This is a genomic window from Bacillus sp. 103mf, from assembly GCF_900116295.1.
Taxonomy (GTDB): Bacteria; Bacillota; Bacilli; order Bacillales; family Bacillaceae_G; genus Bacillus_A; species Bacillus_A bruguierae.
Window position 1 is genome coordinate 77,843 of the sequence record NZ_FPAF01000011.1, and the last position, 17,345, is coordinate 95,187.

Annotated in this window: 17 protein-coding genes; 4 read left to right on the plus strand and 13 right to left on the minus strand. The window is 34.9% G+C overall.

From position 1 onward, the window contains the following. Nucleotides 1-372: 372 nt before the first annotated feature. On the plus strand, nucleotides 373-1,464 hold the full coding sequence (locus BM350_RS19735; RefSeq protein WP_090913548.1) for a DUF3900 domain-containing protein: 1,092 nt from the start codon (nucleotides 373-375) through the stop codon (nucleotides 1,462-1,464). Between the two features lie 420 nt (nucleotides 1,465-1,884). Here BM350_RS19735 and BM350_RS19740 read toward each other — a convergent pair whose 3' ends face one another. From BM350_RS19740 to BM350_RS19765, 6 genes are all read right to left on the minus strand, one after another. Further along, nucleotides 1,885-3,213 (minus strand): glycosyltransferase family 4 protein, encoded by a 1,329-nt coding sequence (locus BM350_RS19740; RefSeq protein ID WP_090913546.1) that lies wholly within the window; start codon nucleotides 3,211-3,213, stop codon nucleotides 1,885-1,887. 37 nt (nucleotides 3,214-3,250) lie between these two features. Next, the gene (locus BM350_RS19745) at nucleotides 3,251-4,306 is read right to left on the minus strand and encodes a phosphotransferase (RefSeq protein ID WP_170857742.1); all 1,056 of its coding nucleotides are present in this window, start codon (nucleotides 4,304-4,306) and stop codon (nucleotides 3,251-3,253) included. 5 nt (nucleotides 4,307-4,311) lie between these two features. After that, on the minus strand, nucleotides 4,312-5,487 hold the full coding sequence (locus tag BM350_RS19750) for a carboxylate--amine ligase (protein ID WP_090913542.1): 1,176 nt from the start codon (nucleotides 5,485-5,487) through the stop codon (nucleotides 4,312-4,314). Beyond that, entirely contained in the window at nucleotides 5,477-6,802 is a 1,326-nt protein-coding gene (locus BM350_RS19755) for a glycosyltransferase family 4 protein (protein WP_090913540.1), read from the minus strand. The genes BM350_RS19750 and BM350_RS19755 overlap by 11 nt, the downstream gene beginning before the upstream one ends. Then, nucleotides 6,799-7,455, minus strand: a complete 657-nt coding sequence (locus tag BM350_RS19760) for a PIG-L deacetylase family protein (RefSeq protein ID WP_090913538.1) — start codon at nucleotides 7,453-7,455, stop codon at nucleotides 6,799-6,801. Before BM350_RS19760 ends, BM350_RS19755 begins: the two co-directional genes overlap by 4 nt. A gap of 291 nt (nucleotides 7,456-7,746) precedes the next feature. Further along, nucleotides 7,747-8,298: a serine/threonine-protein kinase gene (locus tag BM350_RS19765; protein WP_090913536.1), complete on the minus strand. Its 552-nt coding sequence runs from the start codon at nucleotides 8,296-8,298 to the stop codon at nucleotides 7,747-7,749. 130 nt (nucleotides 8,299-8,428) lie between these two features. Between BM350_RS19765 and BM350_RS27060 the strand changes: the two genes are divergently transcribed. Then, complete coding sequence (locus BM350_RS27060) at nucleotides 8,429-8,626, plus strand: hypothetical protein (RefSeq protein WP_090913535.1); 198 nt, start codon at nucleotides 8,429-8,431, stop codon at nucleotides 8,624-8,626. 413 nt (nucleotides 8,627-9,039) lie between these two features. Here the strand turns inward: BM350_RS27060 and BM350_RS19785 are convergent, their stop codons facing one another. Both BM350_RS19785 and cspD read right to left on the minus strand, forming a co-directional pair. Further along, nucleotides 9,040-9,876 (minus strand): exonuclease, encoded by an 837-nt coding sequence (locus BM350_RS19785; RefSeq protein WP_090913529.1) that lies wholly within the window; start codon nucleotides 9,874-9,876, stop codon nucleotides 9,040-9,042. A 120-nt stretch (nucleotides 9,877-9,996) separates the two neighbouring features. Beyond that, complete coding sequence (gene cspD / locus BM350_RS19790; RefSeq protein ID WP_020062101.1) at nucleotides 9,997-10,197, minus strand: cold-shock protein CspD; 201 nt, start codon at nucleotides 10,195-10,197, stop codon at nucleotides 9,997-9,999. Nucleotides 10,198-10,715: 518 nt separating this feature from the next. Here cspD and BM350_RS19795 point away from each other — a divergent pair. Next, nucleotides 10,716-11,828: a phosphodiester glycosidase family protein gene (locus BM350_RS19795; protein ID WP_090913528.1), complete on the plus strand. Its 1,113-nt coding sequence runs from the start codon at nucleotides 10,716-10,718 to the stop codon at nucleotides 11,826-11,828. Nucleotides 11,829-11,881: 53 nt separating this feature from the next. Here BM350_RS19795 and BM350_RS19800 read toward each other — a convergent pair whose 3' ends face one another. The 3 genes from BM350_RS19800 to BM350_RS19810 form a co-directional block, all read right to left on the minus strand. Next, nucleotides 11,882-12,502 carry an acetate uptake transporter gene (locus BM350_RS19800; protein ID WP_090913709.1) on the minus strand — a complete coding sequence of 207 codons (621 nt, stop codon included), beginning with the start codon at nucleotides 12,500-12,502 and terminating at the stop codon, nucleotides 11,882-11,884. Between the two features lie 82 nt (nucleotides 12,503-12,584). After that, on the minus strand, nucleotides 12,585-12,986 hold the full coding sequence (locus BM350_RS19805) for an NUDIX hydrolase (protein WP_090913526.1): 402 nt from the start codon (nucleotides 12,984-12,986) through the stop codon (nucleotides 12,585-12,587). A gap of 178 nt (nucleotides 12,987-13,164) precedes the next feature. Further along, a complete protein-coding gene (locus BM350_RS19810; RefSeq protein WP_090913524.1) occupies nucleotides 13,165-13,620 on the minus strand; it encodes a ferritin family protein in 456 nt (151 codons plus the stop codon). Between the two features lie 129 nt (nucleotides 13,621-13,749). On the opposite strand from BM350_RS19810, the gene BM350_RS19815 reads away from it, so the two are divergent. Beyond that, a complete protein-coding gene (locus tag BM350_RS19815) occupies nucleotides 13,750-14,502 on the plus strand; it encodes a (S)-benzoin forming benzil reductase (RefSeq protein WP_090913522.1) in 753 nt (250 codons plus the stop codon). Nucleotides 14,503-14,630: 128 nt separating this feature from the next. Here BM350_RS19815 and argH read toward each other — a convergent pair whose 3' ends face one another. Both argH and BM350_RS19825 read right to left on the minus strand, forming a co-directional pair. Further along, nucleotides 14,631-16,139, minus strand: a complete 1,509-nt coding sequence (gene argH / locus BM350_RS19820) for an argininosuccinate lyase (protein ID WP_090913520.1) — start codon at nucleotides 16,137-16,139, stop codon at nucleotides 14,631-14,633. A 101-nt stretch (nucleotides 16,140-16,240) separates the two neighbouring features. Next, on the minus strand, nucleotides 16,241-17,320 hold the full coding sequence (locus BM350_RS19825) for a serine hydrolase (protein ID WP_170857745.1): 1,080 nt from the start codon (nucleotides 17,318-17,320) through the stop codon (nucleotides 16,241-16,243). Nucleotides 17,321-17,345: the final 25 nt, after the last annotated feature.

Genomic DNA, 17,345 nt, shown 5'->3' on the forward strand with positions numbered 1-17,345 from the left:
GGAGGCTTCATTGACGGAAGTTTTACTTTATCCCGCTATTCGTGGGCAGTAATACTCCCACCTCAAAATTCAGCGAAAGCATTGTCCAGCTCCAGTGGCTAGAATGTTCGGTGGCTTCGCTTCTTCCTATGAGGTAAAAACCCCCTCTACGTCAGAAGCTCCATCCCCCTCACATTCTGAACCAGCCACTTCCGCTTTTCTTAAGAAGTTAAGTGGGTGATAAACTGCTGGCATGCGCCCGATTGGGAGGGTTAATAATCAGTGGGGGATGAAGAACCCCCCACTGATTATAGTTTCACTTTATTAAATTGACGAATGTTTTCTCCATCTCTATACTGAAAAGAGTTAACGAAATGAAACAAGGTGATAATCATGGATTTTGAAATAAATTTTCTTTCCTTTTACGTTGTACAAGTAGACGGACAAGGTGAACAAGCAGACAAACGTTATAAACATTTTCAAACATTAGATGCAGAAGAATACGAAGACAGTCCATTAAAAGATTTTCTAGATGGTGAATTATTAAAAATTTCGAAACGAAAAGTAGATCGTCACCCAAAAAGTGAACAAGTCCCAACAAAAATTGGCCGCTTCATTGTTGAAGTTGGACATGAATTTGATTCAAACCCGAACTACAACCTATTTAACCGTATTCGTTTTGCAGAAACGAAAGAAACATTTAAAGATACAAATGAACCACTCGTCTATACATATATTGATACAAGTGCTGTACGCGGCGGTGTATTTCTCGTTGTCCAAGCAAAGCTTCGCAAATACTTTGACGATCCATTCGTCTTTGTAATGAAATGTGACTTCGAACCAAAAGTTGCTTCTATTTCTGATGAAACAACGCTAATTCGAAATGTGGAAATGGCAATCACAACGAAAAACATGAAGTCGATTCAATATCCATACATGCCAGAAGAAGGCATCGTGGAAGTAGGCGAGCTAAAAATCCATCAAGCATCACACGCCCGCTACTTCGAGGACTTCTTAAAATTCGTTGAGTACGAGCGTTCTATGCCTGAAATTATGAAAACACAAGTTATGGATATGGTATACGACCAAATTGAAGACGTGTTTGAAGAAGGTACAGAAGAACGGGAACAATTCGACCAAGCGATGGAAGTATGGGCTGCGAGTCCAAAGCGTGAAATTATGGAGCATTTCACAACAGAAGAAGTAATGGAAGCTACCGCACAAATTGTGGAGCATACCCCTGAGATAGAATTAAAACTAAAGGCCGACCATATTTCTGTGAAAGCGTTGCTTGCGGATTTTGGAGACCAAATTCATATTGCGAAGGTTAATGATAAATATGTACTAATGATTGAAGCGGATACACTTACGTTTGAGAAAGGCTTCTCTCCGATTGAGTTTTTGAAGCCGGATGAGCTGCAGGATGTGATTGAGCGTATTGAGAAGAAACAACAGTATGGGCATGGTTTAAAAGAAGATATATAGATACCATAAACATGATTTAAAACGTTTTTGTGACCAAAATCTATGTTCTTAAATCTATATAAAGGTTTCCTTTTTCTTTTTACTCATCTTAAAGAAGATTCGATCCTGTTTTGGATTCCTTTTTTAAAAGGATATATTAAATATATTGGTCATTTCTCAAAAGTCGGTGAACCCGACTTTTGAGAAATCCCTCTTTTATAAACTGAGTCATTATTCCTCCTATAAATGAATCCTCTATATATACAAATTAAAAAACGACATAAAAGCCCCTTTCTGTTTAGGAGAGGACGAGAGCATCTGGCCGTGCATAGAAGCCGTCAGGGCCTTTCTCTGCCACATGCGCGGTTAAAAGGTTATGTTGTATTCTGCATAACAGCAACTTATATGTCAAAAATTAAAATGGATTTATATATACAGATTCTAAATATTGCTCATAAAAGAATAATAGATTCTTTCTATCTTTGAAACCATTACATCTTGAGTTAAGTGTTGTCGTGAATAGACCTGAGCTTCTCTTCCTAATTGTTCACGCAAATCCTTATTCGTTAAAAGCAACTTAAGAGCATCGGAAAGCTGTTGCACATTGCCTGGTTCACAAATGATCCCTGTTTTTCCGTTTTGAATCATTTCTGGTATACCGCCGCAGTTTGTTGTAATAATAGCTTGACGAGAAAACATAGCTTCAATAACTGAAATTGGAAAGTTATCGTTAATGGTAGGTAAAACATAGATTGCAGAAGACGAAAGAATTTCTGGGATATCTGTTCTTCTGCCAAAAAATTTAATATTATCAAGACCAAGCTGTATGACTTGATTTTCTAACTTTTCTCTCATGACACCATCACCAACAATCCATACCTCTACATTAGATAAATCTTGTTGAATTTGCGAGAGTGCTTTTAGAAAAATATCATGACCTTTTCTAGGAGAAAGGCGGGAAATACAGGAAATTACAAGATTATTATTACACTCCTGTTTAGACATAAAATCTTGCTGAAAATGTATACCTGTATGAACAGTAATCAATTGTTCTGTCTTTGCCCCGTAATCTTTTAAAGGAGGATGAAAGGAATTGCTGATCGTTATGATTTGATCAGCCGCTCTTATTCCCTGTTTTTCAATTTCACTGAAATACGCCTCTTCAATTGATCCTTTTTTTATTTTATCAAATTTCACTCGGCTCTTTGTGAAATGCCCATGCGGTGTAAAAAAAAGTGGTTTCTTATATGCTAAGTTTAGTTGTCCTAATAAAAAGACAGAGAATAAATCTTGTGCATGAAACACATCATATTTCTCTAGGCTTCTTTCTCTTAAGAAAGACTTAAACACATTCAAAAAACTCGTGTTTTTTATAATTTTTTCATTCACTATACCATATCGTTGTAACATAAAATCTCTTGCGCATTGTGCAGCCTTCGGAATGTCTTGCTCTAAATGAACTGCCGTCATTTGAGTAGGAGAGATGACATCTACGTCATGACCATACTTTTCAAAGCCTGTTTTTAAAGAAGTAATATAGTTTGATAATCCCCCTGTATTAGGATATTTCAAAAATGTTACATAAAGAATTTTTAATTTATTTGTGTTACTTAGTATACTACCTTGTTTGATTCCAAACGTCTGAAACGGTTCGATTATATAATCCTTTTTATGATCTATTTGATAGTATTCATCCATGATTTTTAGTAGACTCGTATGGAAAGGGGAATTACATTCATTTCGCTCTTCCTTTGTTGTATTCAGAAGCATCTCCTCCTAACTCAGCTAATGATGAAAGTTGTATATACTATAAACCTAATTCGCTTCCCCAAGTAGAAATTTTTTCAAGATGATATGGCAATAATTCACCACCGCGGTTATCAAATATTCTTCGCAATTGGGTATGCAATCCCTTTTCTAATGTTCTCTGCAAATAGGCCATTTTATAAAGATTAATTGGCTTTGTTTTAAAGTTTATGCCATTCTTCTGCATTTCTTTTGCATAGACTTCCACACAATGTGTACGAATTTCTTCTGCATTGTTCTGCCAATCTTTTCTGAAACCTAATAATATTTCAACTAGAACAACCATATCAAACCAGACAGGTGCATATTTAGTTGACTCCCAATCGATAAACTGGATATTCCATGGTGCATGTAGCGTTACATTATTGCTGCAAATATTTTGTAAATGAAGATCGCCATGCGTTATCGATGAACCATTTTTAAATAGTTCCGGAAAAAAATCTGGTCCCTTATTATATAATTTTACTAGCGATTTATAATAAGGTTTAATAATTCCCCTTAACTGGTCGTCTTTCATTCCATCATCGAGAAAATCAATCGTCTTTTCAATGTTTTTAGTTCGATCACTCCTCATGCGGCTCGATTCATAAATAGGGAGCCAATATTTCCAAACATCTTTATGCTTTTTAATATTGTCTTCAAATGTGTGTGCGTGAAGTTTAGCAACAGCAGGAATAATGTAATCAAAATGTTTCGGGGAGAAGGTAATCTGACCGCGTATTTGACGTACAAACTCCATAAATATCCATGTCTCATTTCCAGTTTGTTCAATATGATATATTTCAGGAAGAAATTCTTTCAATATAGGATATGCTCTACCGTACATATTAATCTCTATTTCATTTTTGTAATCTGCTGAATTATATATTTTTAAAACAATAGGATAGTAATCAGCTTTTGATTGAATAAATATTTTGTAAATGCTACTTCTTCTTGTTGATTTTAAACACTCTATTTTATCAGGATCAATTGCAACTCTCTTATCCATTGAATAAGAGAGTTTTTCTGCAATTTTTAACTTTTCAAAATGACGGGATAATATTTTTGCCTCGTACAATGTGTTCATTCCTTTCGCTTTCGTTTCCAGGCGTTTTTCAAATGAGACCATGTGCTTCTGATGAACGGCATTGGATCATCCCATGCAAACAAAGCATATTCCTTTTTACCGCGCAACCCTTCATAAAAATCTTTCAACGTCATTTCAGCTCTTTTTTTCTTATAGCGGAATGTTAAATAATACCGCACAAGATAGATCCATTTGATACCGTCTATTTGTTTAAGTCTTGGCGCTGGATTTTGCTTCGTTAAATATAAATAATACATGTAAACAAAATCGATGCCGGCAGGTCCTGTCAGACTGTGAGTTAACCAAAAACGAGGGTTTATTTCAATAAACTTATAAACGCCATCACGAGGGTCCTTTTTAAATTCTGCCATAGCAATACCTTTAAGATTAATATTTTTAAAAAAGGGTAAACATATATCTACTAATTCTGGAACTTCTTTACTAACGATATGAGCTCCTGTTCCAAATTCAGCTGGGAATTGATGATTCTTTTGTAAAGAAAATAATGCTAGTAGCTCCATGTTATCGTCATAAAATGTAGCAACTTTATAAAAACATTGATTGTCACCAGGAATAATTTCTTGAAGAATAAGCTTTCCGTGCTGTTGATACGATTTATACTCATCTCTAAGTTGGTCTGGATTTTGTATAAGAATTGCCTTTTGGTTTATCTTTTTTCGAAACTCATGACCCAGAACCGGCTTTAATATACACGGAAAATCAAAGCTTAATATCGCTTCTTCCAATTGTTCTTCCGTCTCAATCTCATACGTTTTCGGACACGGAATATTATGCTTAGTTGCCAGTTCATACATTTTATGTTTATTTAATGTTTCCTCAATCAACGAATGTTCAGGAAACAAAAATAAATAGTAGTCAGACAGCTCCATTCGATATTTTGAAATAAATACTACATAATCATCGGCACCTGTATACAAAACAGGTTTCAATTTAAATTCTTTAGCTAGGTTGATTAGAAAAGTTAATAATTCTTTTTCTTCAGATAAAGGACTTGGGCATACTCCACATGAAGCAAGGCGTGACTTTCCTATTTTATAAGGTTTCTCTACGTCAAATGCGTAAACACTGATTCCTTTTCTCGCCAAACTTCTAATAATTCCAATTCCATTAGCACTTAAATCCAGCACAACTGCTGCATGTTCATGATTCATAGAATCCTTCCTCATCTAAACACTTTTTGTAGATTTGTTCGATATTTGCTATCATTGTCTCTCTAGTTAAATACTTCTTAGCGAACTTTCTTGCATTTTTACCTAACTGCTCCCTAGCCTGTTGATTTCCAATGACATATTTCAATGCCCGCGCCAGTTTATTTGCATCTCCTGCTTCAACAAGGATACCTGTCTTAGAGTGATTAACAAGTTCAGGTATACCTCCCGATGGCGTCGATATGACACAAATTCCGCTATGCATGGCTTCAATAATAGAAATAGGTAGGCTATCGTTTAAAGTTGGTAGTACAAAAATATCAGTTTTACTTAAAATGTCTGGAACGTCATCTCTTTCTCCTAAAAACTCTACCATGGAAAGATTCAAATTATTAACTTGCTCTTCTAACGTATGTCTCATCTCACCATCTCCGACAACGAGCAACTTTACATTATCTGTATATTTCCTTTCCATTTGTGACAGAGCATCAAGCAATATATTATGGCCTTTTCTTGGACCTAATCTAGCCACGCATGTAATAACAATTTTTTTATGTGCTGATGATGTATTTTCTGTACGATACTTATCAGGATAATCAATACCCGTCAACACAGTTGTCATATTCTTTTGTTTTGCCTCCAACTGTATTAATGGACGGCGAAATGAATCACTGAGAATAATAAGATGATCAGCAAATTCAATGGCCTTTCTTTCTAATGCCGTATGATAGAATTCTTCCAGCGAACCCTTTTTAAATATGCCAAACTTTAACCGATTAAAAGTATACATTCCATGAGGTGTAAAGAGCATTTTTTTTCCATAACGTTCGTTAATTCTTCCTAATATATTAGCTGTAAATAAATCTTGCGCATGAAAGATATCATATTTTTTAAAGTTAATATTTTCAAGTAGCATTCTTTCGTATATATACATATTTCTGTGATTTTTGACAATTGTGTTATTATAACTTCCATAACGCGTTTTAAAAAAATTTTTTAATTGCGGAACAACTACTTCACGCATCTTTTCCACTCGGCTTTTAGAAAATTGATTAGGAGAGATAATGTCGACGTGATGTCCCTGTTTTCTTAATCCTTCACTAAGTGCCGTAATATAATTAGATAATCCCCCAGTATGAGGATAGTCCCAAAATGTAGCAATTAATATTGAAAGATTCTTCTTTTTAGACACCTTTTTCTCTGTATAACGTTCTTGCACTGTACTCTTCTTTTTTTGTAATGAGAATGATTGAATTCCAAAATATTTATCCATTGTTTTGATTACATAGGGATATGGGAACTCAAATCTCTTTTTCATTGCCAGATCCTCCTTATCACTTCGAACGCTTCGGCATATGGTACGCCAATCGTCATTCCCCTTACTCTTCCTAAATATTGAATTCCTTCGTATGAACGAGGATGAGGAAAATCTCTCATTTCTACATCATAATGTTTAAGCGCCGCAATCTTCGAATCCATTTGATTGGTAATGTTAACAAAGTAATTAGGCTTGAAAGATTTATCATTCGTGTGGATATTCCACTCACTAGAGGAAACGGTTTCAAATGTAATCAATTCTATTGGTTGTTGGTTTGGTAGAGGGCGAGTCGCAGTCAAAACCGCTTGAAAAGTAATATGGTGATCGATATTGAGATCTCCATAATGATGAGTGAAGATTTTGCTTGGTTTATAGATTTTTATTAATTGTTCTATTTCTTTCGTTAATTTGTGCAATGGAATTAATTCCAACTCTAAATTAGCATGTTGGAGGAATATCACTTCTTCAATACCAATCGCCTTATTTGCACACCGGCCTAGCTGCTGTATGTGATGAGCTTCCTCTTTTCTTCCTAGAGCAGTAATGATTGAAATTACCTGATGCCCTTCTTCTACTAACCTTTTTAAAGTCCCGCCTAATCCTAATAATTCATCGTCGGGATGTGCGCCAATGACTAAAATACACTCTTTCATTAGTATTTTCACTCCTTGTACTACCTAATTTATGATTGATGCTGCAAAAAGAAACTGTCATTAGCGGAAAACTGGTTTTTATTTATTATTAATAACCAATAGTTCAGCTATATATTTATATGTGTATTTCCCCCTCTGTGACAAAGAAAACTTTTTATCACAGATGAAAGTTACTTGCTAATTAGGCACATACAAGCAGGTATCGTCCACAAATTTCGGAAACGAAGTAATTAAAAACACAGGAATAGTTTTGTTTTAATATTAAAATATCAAGTCCCAGACACTTCGTTTTTATTGATGCTTCGTCCATGTATTGTAAACAGAAGGCTGTATTTTCTTCACATCTTTTAAAAATTCCTTTTCCAATCCAAATTTTTGAAACCCCTTTAATAACTTACCAGGTACTTTACTATTCGAAGTAAAAGCTCTCTTATGGTCAATGACTTTTAGCTGACCTTGTTCATTTATTAAAACGTGTCTCACTTCCGTGTCCCATCTGGTAAATCCTAAATTTTTGAATTCACTTAACATTGTTAATATTTTCCCAGTTAATTCTTCTGTAATTTTTTGTTCTCTTTTCAAGTGACGTGCAAGTGAAATTCCATGTATATACTCCATAACAATATAATTTTCCCCATATTCATAAAGTCGTGGAATAATCGACGATGATTGTCCAATTACAAGAGCTTTCAACTCTTTTTTTTGAGTTTCTTCCAGAAAAAATATTTTCACACATTTATCATGGCTTAATTGATATACTTCCCCATCCTTCCCACTCCCAATGAGCTTATATTTTTCTATATCTCTTCTACTTACTCTTCTTTTATTGAAGTATGATTTCATTTCATTTCTCCTTAATCGGGATTTCGTAATTTTGTAATCGCTTTATCTCATATTCTATGATTCATCACTCTCATATGTACCCTAAATTAATATATATTTTTATAAATTGATTCAATTTGAAAAAGGAGTAGTGGTTGATGAGTGGTGGGATTTCTTTGTTTTAACAGGCGGCGCACTGCATGTGGTAGAAAAAGGCCCTGACCGCTTCTATGCACGACCAGATACTCTCATCTCCCCAAAAAGAAAGGGGTTTTATGTCGTTTTTCACTTGTATATATACATGCTTATGATTAAACAAATTAATACTATTTTATCAAACGTTAAGTGAAGAAAATTATTCTTTCTAGTATTGAAATATTCATAGGAAGATTTCTTCGTTTTCATTCCATTTACTTATTTACTGAACCATTTTCGGTGGTTATTCAATTACTGAGTTCAATAAAATGAAACTTCCATCAGTGATTCTCCACCTATCTTCTTTAGAAATGTGGAAGCGGCTCGCTCAGAATGTGAGGGGGATGGAGCTTCTGACGTAGAGGTGTTTTTTACCTCGTAGGAAGCAGCGAAGCCACCGAACATTCTAGCCACTGGAACTAGACAACGTTTCTCTCTGCATCTTGAGGCGGGAGAATAGCGGGATAAACGGGGATTCCTTACTATTAATAGCATGGATGAGCATTTTACAGTTGATCATTTCCTGGTTATTTTTAGGGTCAAAAAGGAGCGCATTCTAATGGAGGATTACTTTTGGTTATTCATCGCTGCCAATATTTGAAGTTGCTGTTTAGGTTTCTTTAAAGCAGTATTAAAATAATTTTGCAACAGAAGTAAGGTTGGATTATCAAAATGATATTGTTCTAATACATTCTCCCATGTCTTACTCTTCATGAATGTATTCCATGTCAAGCGGCAATGTCCACTTCTCTTTACCTCTTTAAACACCCATCTCTTCATTTTCTTTCTACCCTTATCAGTCAAAGCGCCATTTTTCACAAGAATGAGCTCCACATTTCTCTTATACCGTTTACGAATGTCCTTTTGCTTAGCTGCTGTGAGAAAAATATTTGCCGTGTTCTTGGCATCGTCGAAAGCGCGATGTTGTTTCCCTTCCCATTCTAAAGCCAATTGTGCTACTGCAAGTTTCAAACTGGGTGGATTTACAAATAATTCTTTATATGCATGAAATACAAATCTCTGTAAATCAAATCTTCTTTCTTTCTCAAGATTAGGACATTTCACATTATATCGTGCACAATCTTCTGTTAAAAATCCATAATCCTCTTTCCCCCACGTTACAAGCATATAATCCTCTCCAAGAAACTTACGAAATTGCTCAATTACTTTCGGAAATTTTTCTGCACCTTTTACATCTTGTTTTGTAATTCCTGTTAGCTTTGTTGTATGACGAGATAGGGATGCCATTGGTTTCACTAATGAAGAAAAGACCTCGATGATGCTCATTGTACTTACTTCAATCTTGATAGCTCCGATATCAACAATTTCCGTTGGAGCATCCGATTGATACGGTCTAAAATTTCGTTCAATATCGAATACAATATAATACTTTGGTTCATACATACCCCATACCTCTTCCTTATCTCTTCTTAACAGTATATCCCTTATTTCCAATATGTATTAACACCCACTCATATTTAGAGTATTAAAAAAGAGAAGGGAGTCCCTTCTCTTTCACTTCAATTATTTTTTTACTACGTTAGTAGCTTGTGGTCCACGGTTACCTTGTTCAACTTCGAAAGTAACTTCTTGACCTTCTTCTAAAGTTTTGAAGCCGTCGCCTTGGATAGCTGAGAAGTGAACGAATACGTCTTCTCCACCTTCAACTTCGATGAAACCGAAACCTTTGTCAGCGTTAAACCATTTTACTTTACCGTTTTGCATGAAAAAATCCTCCTAAAATATGTACCTTAATGTACATGTCCATTTTCAACCACTTTACAAATAATCATCAGATATAAAAAAACTGTAACCTGGAGAAGATTTAACATTGCTATCCCCTCTGAAGTTACAGCTTATTTAAATCTCTATGGTATTAAAAGTAAAATGGTTTAACTTCACTATACACCTTTATTAACATAAATGCAAATTTTTATTTTTAAAATTTATGTCAAGGGTACCTTAACACCCATTACTTCATATAATTCATGACGTGAACGAATCACAAACTCTGTTTTTTTTATTTCCCTCTATTTTGTCTATGTCTTTCTAAATGAGATTCACTTATTTCTTCCGTCATTATTAATCTGACCGTTTTCATTGTGATTTAACGATACACTTTCATATTTTTCTCTTGTCAAATTGTTTATATCATCATATTGTAAAGGAATCTACGCTATTTAAATAAGCAGTGATTGCACCACAAAAACTAAAAGCTGAATTATTTAAGAGGAGTTTTCAGAATGAAAAAGTATCTAAAAAATGCAATAAAAATATTTTCCATTTTATTGCTTATTTTCATTGTAATTGGTGCTGGTGTTTTGTTTGGTACGCCGTATGGACATAAATTACGTGTAATTGCTGCGGAAAGTATCCTAACTTCACAACACCGTGATTTAGCAAAATTCACTTTTTTATCACAACAAGAGTTGAATGATATTTCAAATTCAATTAATAATCCAAAATGGAAAAACAGCCAATCCGATGGGCTTCAAAAATTTACAAAACAACAATTAGAAGCAAAAAAACATATGCCGCTCCATGTAAAAATTGAAACCGTTCAAAAAAAATATGAGGATCATTATTTTGAAGGCAAACTCATGACAATTAGTAATCCTTTTAATGTAAAACTTGTAACACAGCAAGGTACACAAGGTAGTGATGTTGGTGAAAAAATTTACGTAATGGCAAAGCGGAATCATGCACTTGCTGCGGTAAATGCAAGTGGGTTTTCAGATGAAACAGGACATGGTGGCGGTAAAGTTGGTCTAGGCATTGTGATCGAAAATGGACAAATTATTCATACACCTGAAAATGATAATACGCCAGCTATTATCACCGGTTTAACAAAATACGGACAAATGATAACAGGCGACTACTCTGCACAACAATTGCTGAATAAAAATGTTGTTTCTGCAGCTGGTTTTATGCCCCAACTTATCGTAAATGGTGAAAAAATGCTTACGAATGACGGTGGCTGGGGATATGGCCCGCGAAGCATTATGGCTCAAAAAACAGATGGCTCAATTATGTTCCTTATCGTAGATGGTAGACAACCTCACAGTATTGGCGCTTCTTTAAAAGATTGTCAGGACCTTTTATATGACAGGGGTGCTGAAAATGCGATGGCTATGGATGGCGGTTCTTCTGCAACTATGTATGCCTTAGGAGATATATTAAATATCCCTTCTACTTTATCTCATAAATCTCGTTATCTTCCAAACTGTTGGGTTGTAACTACTAATAAAAATCAAAAAGTGGATGTTACAATTGACGGTCACCCAGCAGAAGCTTCGAAAATTGCAGAAGTTATCGGAACATCTGCAGTTGCTTCTCATGAAACAAAGAGCAGTTAAGTATCCTACAGATACTTAACTGCTCTTTTCTGTTTCATTTATGCTGTTATTTTTTATTTTTTGAAGATACCGAATGGCTTACCAACCGGTAATACAACTTTTCCGAAATGTATGTTTAATACGGCTGCTGCTGATCCGTAGAATGAAAGCAGTGAAATAAGCAGTTCAGAAATTGCTGCTAATTTATGCATTGCATGTGGCATAACACCTAAAGTACTAAATGAAAGGCCTATAAATAAGAAATCAATAAGTACAAAAATCGTAAATAATACTTTATGTGTTTCCATTGCGCCAATTGTCATAAACAAGCTAAAAATTAAGTAACCAACAAATGCTACTCCAAGTTGTTTTGGATCCACAGTTGCTGCTAATTTCTCACCAAATACGCCAAGTTGAATTAGCCATGAAGTACCAACACCAAACCAAAATAATGCAAATCCACCAAACGCTGTTGTACCGAATGTATTATTGTGCTTTGCATCGTTAATGCAAGCAAATAATTGAGCAAAACCTCCTAAAAAGATCGCCCATGGCAATACAAATGAAACACCACTTGTTAAGCCAAGTTTTTGTGAGGACGCAACAAGTGTAACCATTGCAAGTCCAAATAAGCCTAGTGCAGACGGATCTGCTGTTGTCATTTTCACATGATGTGTAGTTTGCTTTTCCATAATACCCTCCTGATTTAAACACATACTTGAATACAATACTGAAATCAGAGGGTACTGTCAATCTTTTTTATTACATTCACACAAATTACATATTTTCAAACAAACAATATACATATTCCCCCACTTCTAACGGTTTAATATTTATATTTAGTACATCCTTTATCGGTACCCATATCGGAATATATTCACCACGCTCCCTATCATTTTGTATATATTCCTCACCTTTTCCACTACCAAACGTACCACCTGCAATTGTCGCTTCATAAAAGTATTGTGTCCCATTGTAGTTCACCTTCTTTGCAAGCCGCTTAATATGTATATGTATCCCAAGTTCTTCATATACTTCTCTAACTGTTGCTTCTTCTGAAGTTTCTCCTTCCTCAATTCCACCGCCTGGAAAAACATAGTAAACCTCTTTATCCCGAATCCGTTTTATAAGAGCTAGTTTTCCTTCTTTTACAATAATTGCTGCGCCTCGATTTCTCATTTTTATAACATCTCCTCATAATATTATTTTTTGTCTATTTCTGCCTCTTTCAGCAACTTCATTCATTGATAAAGTAAAACTTCCATCAGCGGGTTCTCTCTTCTCTCTCAATCTTAATATAGGGGTTTTACTGCCCTCGAATAGTAGAGATAAAAAAACTAGACAACATCGTCTAGTTTTAAGATAAAGAAGATCGTAAAAAACCAAAGCGTATGGCATGCTCTATTTCATCTGTCATCGCTCGAAAAAAAACATCTCGAACTGCTAAGTTTTGCGTTAGTAAATACGCATTCCGATAGTCTTCATACGCTTCTAGTTCATCTTCATACGCACGTTCTAATCCTTCTTTATAAGAAGAATATTGCGTTTGCATCACTTGATACGTCGGCTGTTTCCCCGTTAATGTTGTAAACAATTGTATAAATTGCTGTAAATGTACTTTTTCGTCTTCTAATGCATGTGCAATATCTTTTTTATGTTTCGCATTTGGCGCTTCTTTTACAAGCCGACTATAAAAATTAATTGCAGCAGCTTCACCTTTAATGGCTTCTAAAATCGCTTGTGATACTTGTTTATAAGTTCCTTCATATACTCGATATAATTGATTATACGAGTTAGGATTTACATAGTACATGTCTACTCCCCCTCAAAACAATGCATTACTTTATTATATGTAGGGGCAATTATTTCGTTCAGTTTCGTTTCGCTTAAACAAAAGAATGCCTTATACTAATACATGTATAGGAAAAGGAGAGATAATCATATGCGTTATGTAATAGTAACAGGAACTTCTCGCGGTTTAGGTGAGGCAATTGCCACGCAATTATTAGAACAAGAGACGAAACTCATTTCTATATCACGTAAACCAAATGAACAACTCATTGAAAAAGCAAAATACCTTACTATTCCGTTTGATTTTTATTCGTTTGATCTACAGGAGATTCATCAAATTGAATCATTCATGGAAAAGATTTTTTCAAATATTGATGTAACAAACGTTTCTTCTATTCACCTTATTAATAATGCTGGTATGTTAGCACCCATGAAACCACTTGAGCGGTCAGAAAGTGAGCAATTAATTGCAAATGTTCATGTGAATTTAGTAGCACCTATGTTACTTTCTTCAGCGTTTATGAAACATACGAAAGGCTGGAACATAGATAAACGTATTATTAACATTTCTTCTGGCGCTGGACAAAAACCGTACTTCGGCTGGGGAGCATACTGCACAACGAAAGCTGGTATAAATATGTTCACGAAATGTATTGCGCTAGAGGAAACTGACAAAGAATACCCAGTAAAAGTTATTTCTTTTGCACCAGGTGTAGTAGATACAAACATGCAGGCAGAAATTAGACAAACACCAAAAGAAGATTTTATTCAGGTTGAACGTTTCTTAACTTTGAAAGAAAATGATCATTTACTTTCACCAGATTATGTAGCAAAAGCTGTTATTGAATTATTAGAAACAAATCATTTCGATCAAGGTGGCATTATACGTATCGATGAGCAATAGAAAACTCATTACTAGCGAGTTTTCTATTGCTTAGATTCTAAAAATAATGGAGTCGTATCACTATAATCTCTTCTTTCCTAAATATATAGTGATATATTGGCGATTTAAAAGGGAAAACCTTCTTCATTTTATGAGTTTATAATAGTTGTAACAATTGTATTGACTTGTGTTTCAGCTTCACTAAGCTGCTTCTTTACATCCCTTAACATTTGTTCCTGCCCTGCAACATTGTCTTTTCTTTCTCTAATCATCCGTTGCATTTGCTCTCGGCTCGGTCCTCCGTATACGTTTCTCCTTGCAACAAAAGAATAAGGGGAAATCATTTCTTTCCACTCTTCTTCTGCTAGTACAACCTGTAGTTCATTTTGTAAATACACATTAATATCGGCAAGGTTTAGTTCATGTAAATCTTTTTTCTGTTCTTCTGAAAATTTTGCTATATAGCTAGCTACGTGGTGGGCACGGCGAAATGGAACATCATACTTCCGAGTTAATGAATCAGCTAATTCAGTTATCGTAATTGCATACCTATTTGCACGACTTTGCAAAATTTCCTTTTCAATTTTCATTGAACGTACCACCGCATTCATTATACGAACAACTCGAATTGCTTTCTCAAACCCTTCATATAAATGAGGCTGTAAATCATCTTCTGTATCAACTATATCTCCAAATGGAGTATTATGAATCATTTGAAAAACCGTAAATGCTTCTCCCCAAATGCTACTCGCAAGAGATCTTGCATGTTCAATGGATACTGGATTTCGTTTTTGTGGCATAATACTGCTAATTTGCACATAAGGATCTGCAACTGTAATGCCACTATATTCTTTCGTAGCTAATAATAAAAAGTCTTGAAGCCATCTACTTGTATTTGTCATCATTATCATAAGTGTGCTGCTTGTTTCTAATAAATAATCAGTGCTTGCAATCGCGTCATATGAATTTTCAATTACTTTTGAAAAGCCAAGAAGATCCGCAACGCGCTTTCGATTAATTGAAAAACTTGTTGTAGCAAGTGCTGCCGCTCCTAAAGGAGATTGATTTACAGCACGATACGCCCTCCATAACCGCTTCATATCACGCCCCATCATATCATAAATGGCAAGCAAATAATGTCCAAACGTTGTTGGCTGAGCTGGCTGTGTATGCGTATATGCTGGCATAATCGTTTCCATATGCTCTTCAGCCTGCTCTAGAATACCCTCTTGTAGTAACATAAAATGTTCGATGTATCGTAATAAATAACGTCGTAAGCTCATCCGATACATCGCCACCCCCATATCATTTCGACTTCGACCAATATGCATATTGCTAATACTATCACTGTTTGCTTCTTTTTGAATCAGATGCTCAACTAAAAAGAAGAGATCTTCATACTCTTTACTATATACAAGCTTGTCTAATGGGATAGTTTTTACTTTTTCTACTGCCGTTACAATCATCTTAGCATCTTGTTTTTTTAACAAACCTTCTTCTTCCAACATAATGACATGTGCATGATGAATACGAAACATATCCTCCAATAAATAATTTCTCTGAAAATAGAATATGTGCTGTAATATACAATCTGCATATGTCTTACCAGGAAAGCTTACTCCTTCCCGTTGCAAAAACTCCTTGTTCCCCTCCTGCATTTCAAATAGCTCCCCTCGTCTATTGATTATTAATCATCATACCCAACTACTTAAAATAATGTGTTTATCCAAAGAAAAAAACCGATGCATACACATCGGTTTTACTTAATAATAGTTGCTTTATATTTATCACTTTGTAACATTTGAAAATGCAAATTAAGTAAATGTTTACGTAATTCAGCACTGTCGTCTTCATTTACACCATTTGCCAAAAAGACAATTTCTGTGCAGTTCCCCTGTTTGTCTGTTGCATATACAGCTTTAGATAAAGACCATGGTGTATAGCCATTTTTTTGACCGGCATGTCGAAAAACTTGGCGATACTTTTTCCCTTGCATATCTGATTCTACAAGTTGTGCCCATTCTTTCTCTTCTTCTTTTGTAAGATCCCTCTTATGATTTGCTTTCTCTAATAAAATCATATAATCATTCGCAGAAGCGGCCGGAAACCTTTCAGACCATATTTTTTCATATTTTTCTCCTAAGAAAAGCGGAATTTCATTTTGCAACTGCGAACCTTTTTTCTTTAAACGCTCATGCATTAATATCGCGCATTTACGATATTCTTCTTGCGACATGTTTTTCAACTTATGTTCTAGTTGCTGTTTTGGAACATGTAATTCCTTGTGTAAATATCCCGGAATATACAAAGACGCAACGATCGGAAATAATGGCTGATGTGACGGTAATGCCAGTTTATTTATGTTTGCATTAATATTGTCGATACCAAGACGCTCCATTAAATACTCTGTATTTGCATTTGAGCTAAATTTCATCATTCCTTTTGCGATTTCTTCTAATGTAACTGCATTTTCTTCTATGAGTCCTTTTTTCATTAAAACTTTTTGCCATCTTTCATGAGCACCGCCATCTGTATTTGGAATATAATAACGATTAACTTCTTCCAATGATACAAGCTGATTTGGATCAATTTTTCCTTCTCCTACTTGTTTTGTAAATTCTAATGCTACAATAAGCTTCATTGTACTCGCTACAGGTAATACAACATTAGGATTTACAGAATAAACCAATTTATCATTTCGTTTTACTAACAATGCGCTGTTTTTTTGCTCTTTATTTTCTTCTACAAATGATGCAACATACTGCGCATCATCATAATTTGAACTCCATACTTTTTTCACTAAAAAATTACCTGAGATAATAAATGCGAATAAACCAATTATCCCCACACATAATCCAATTGTT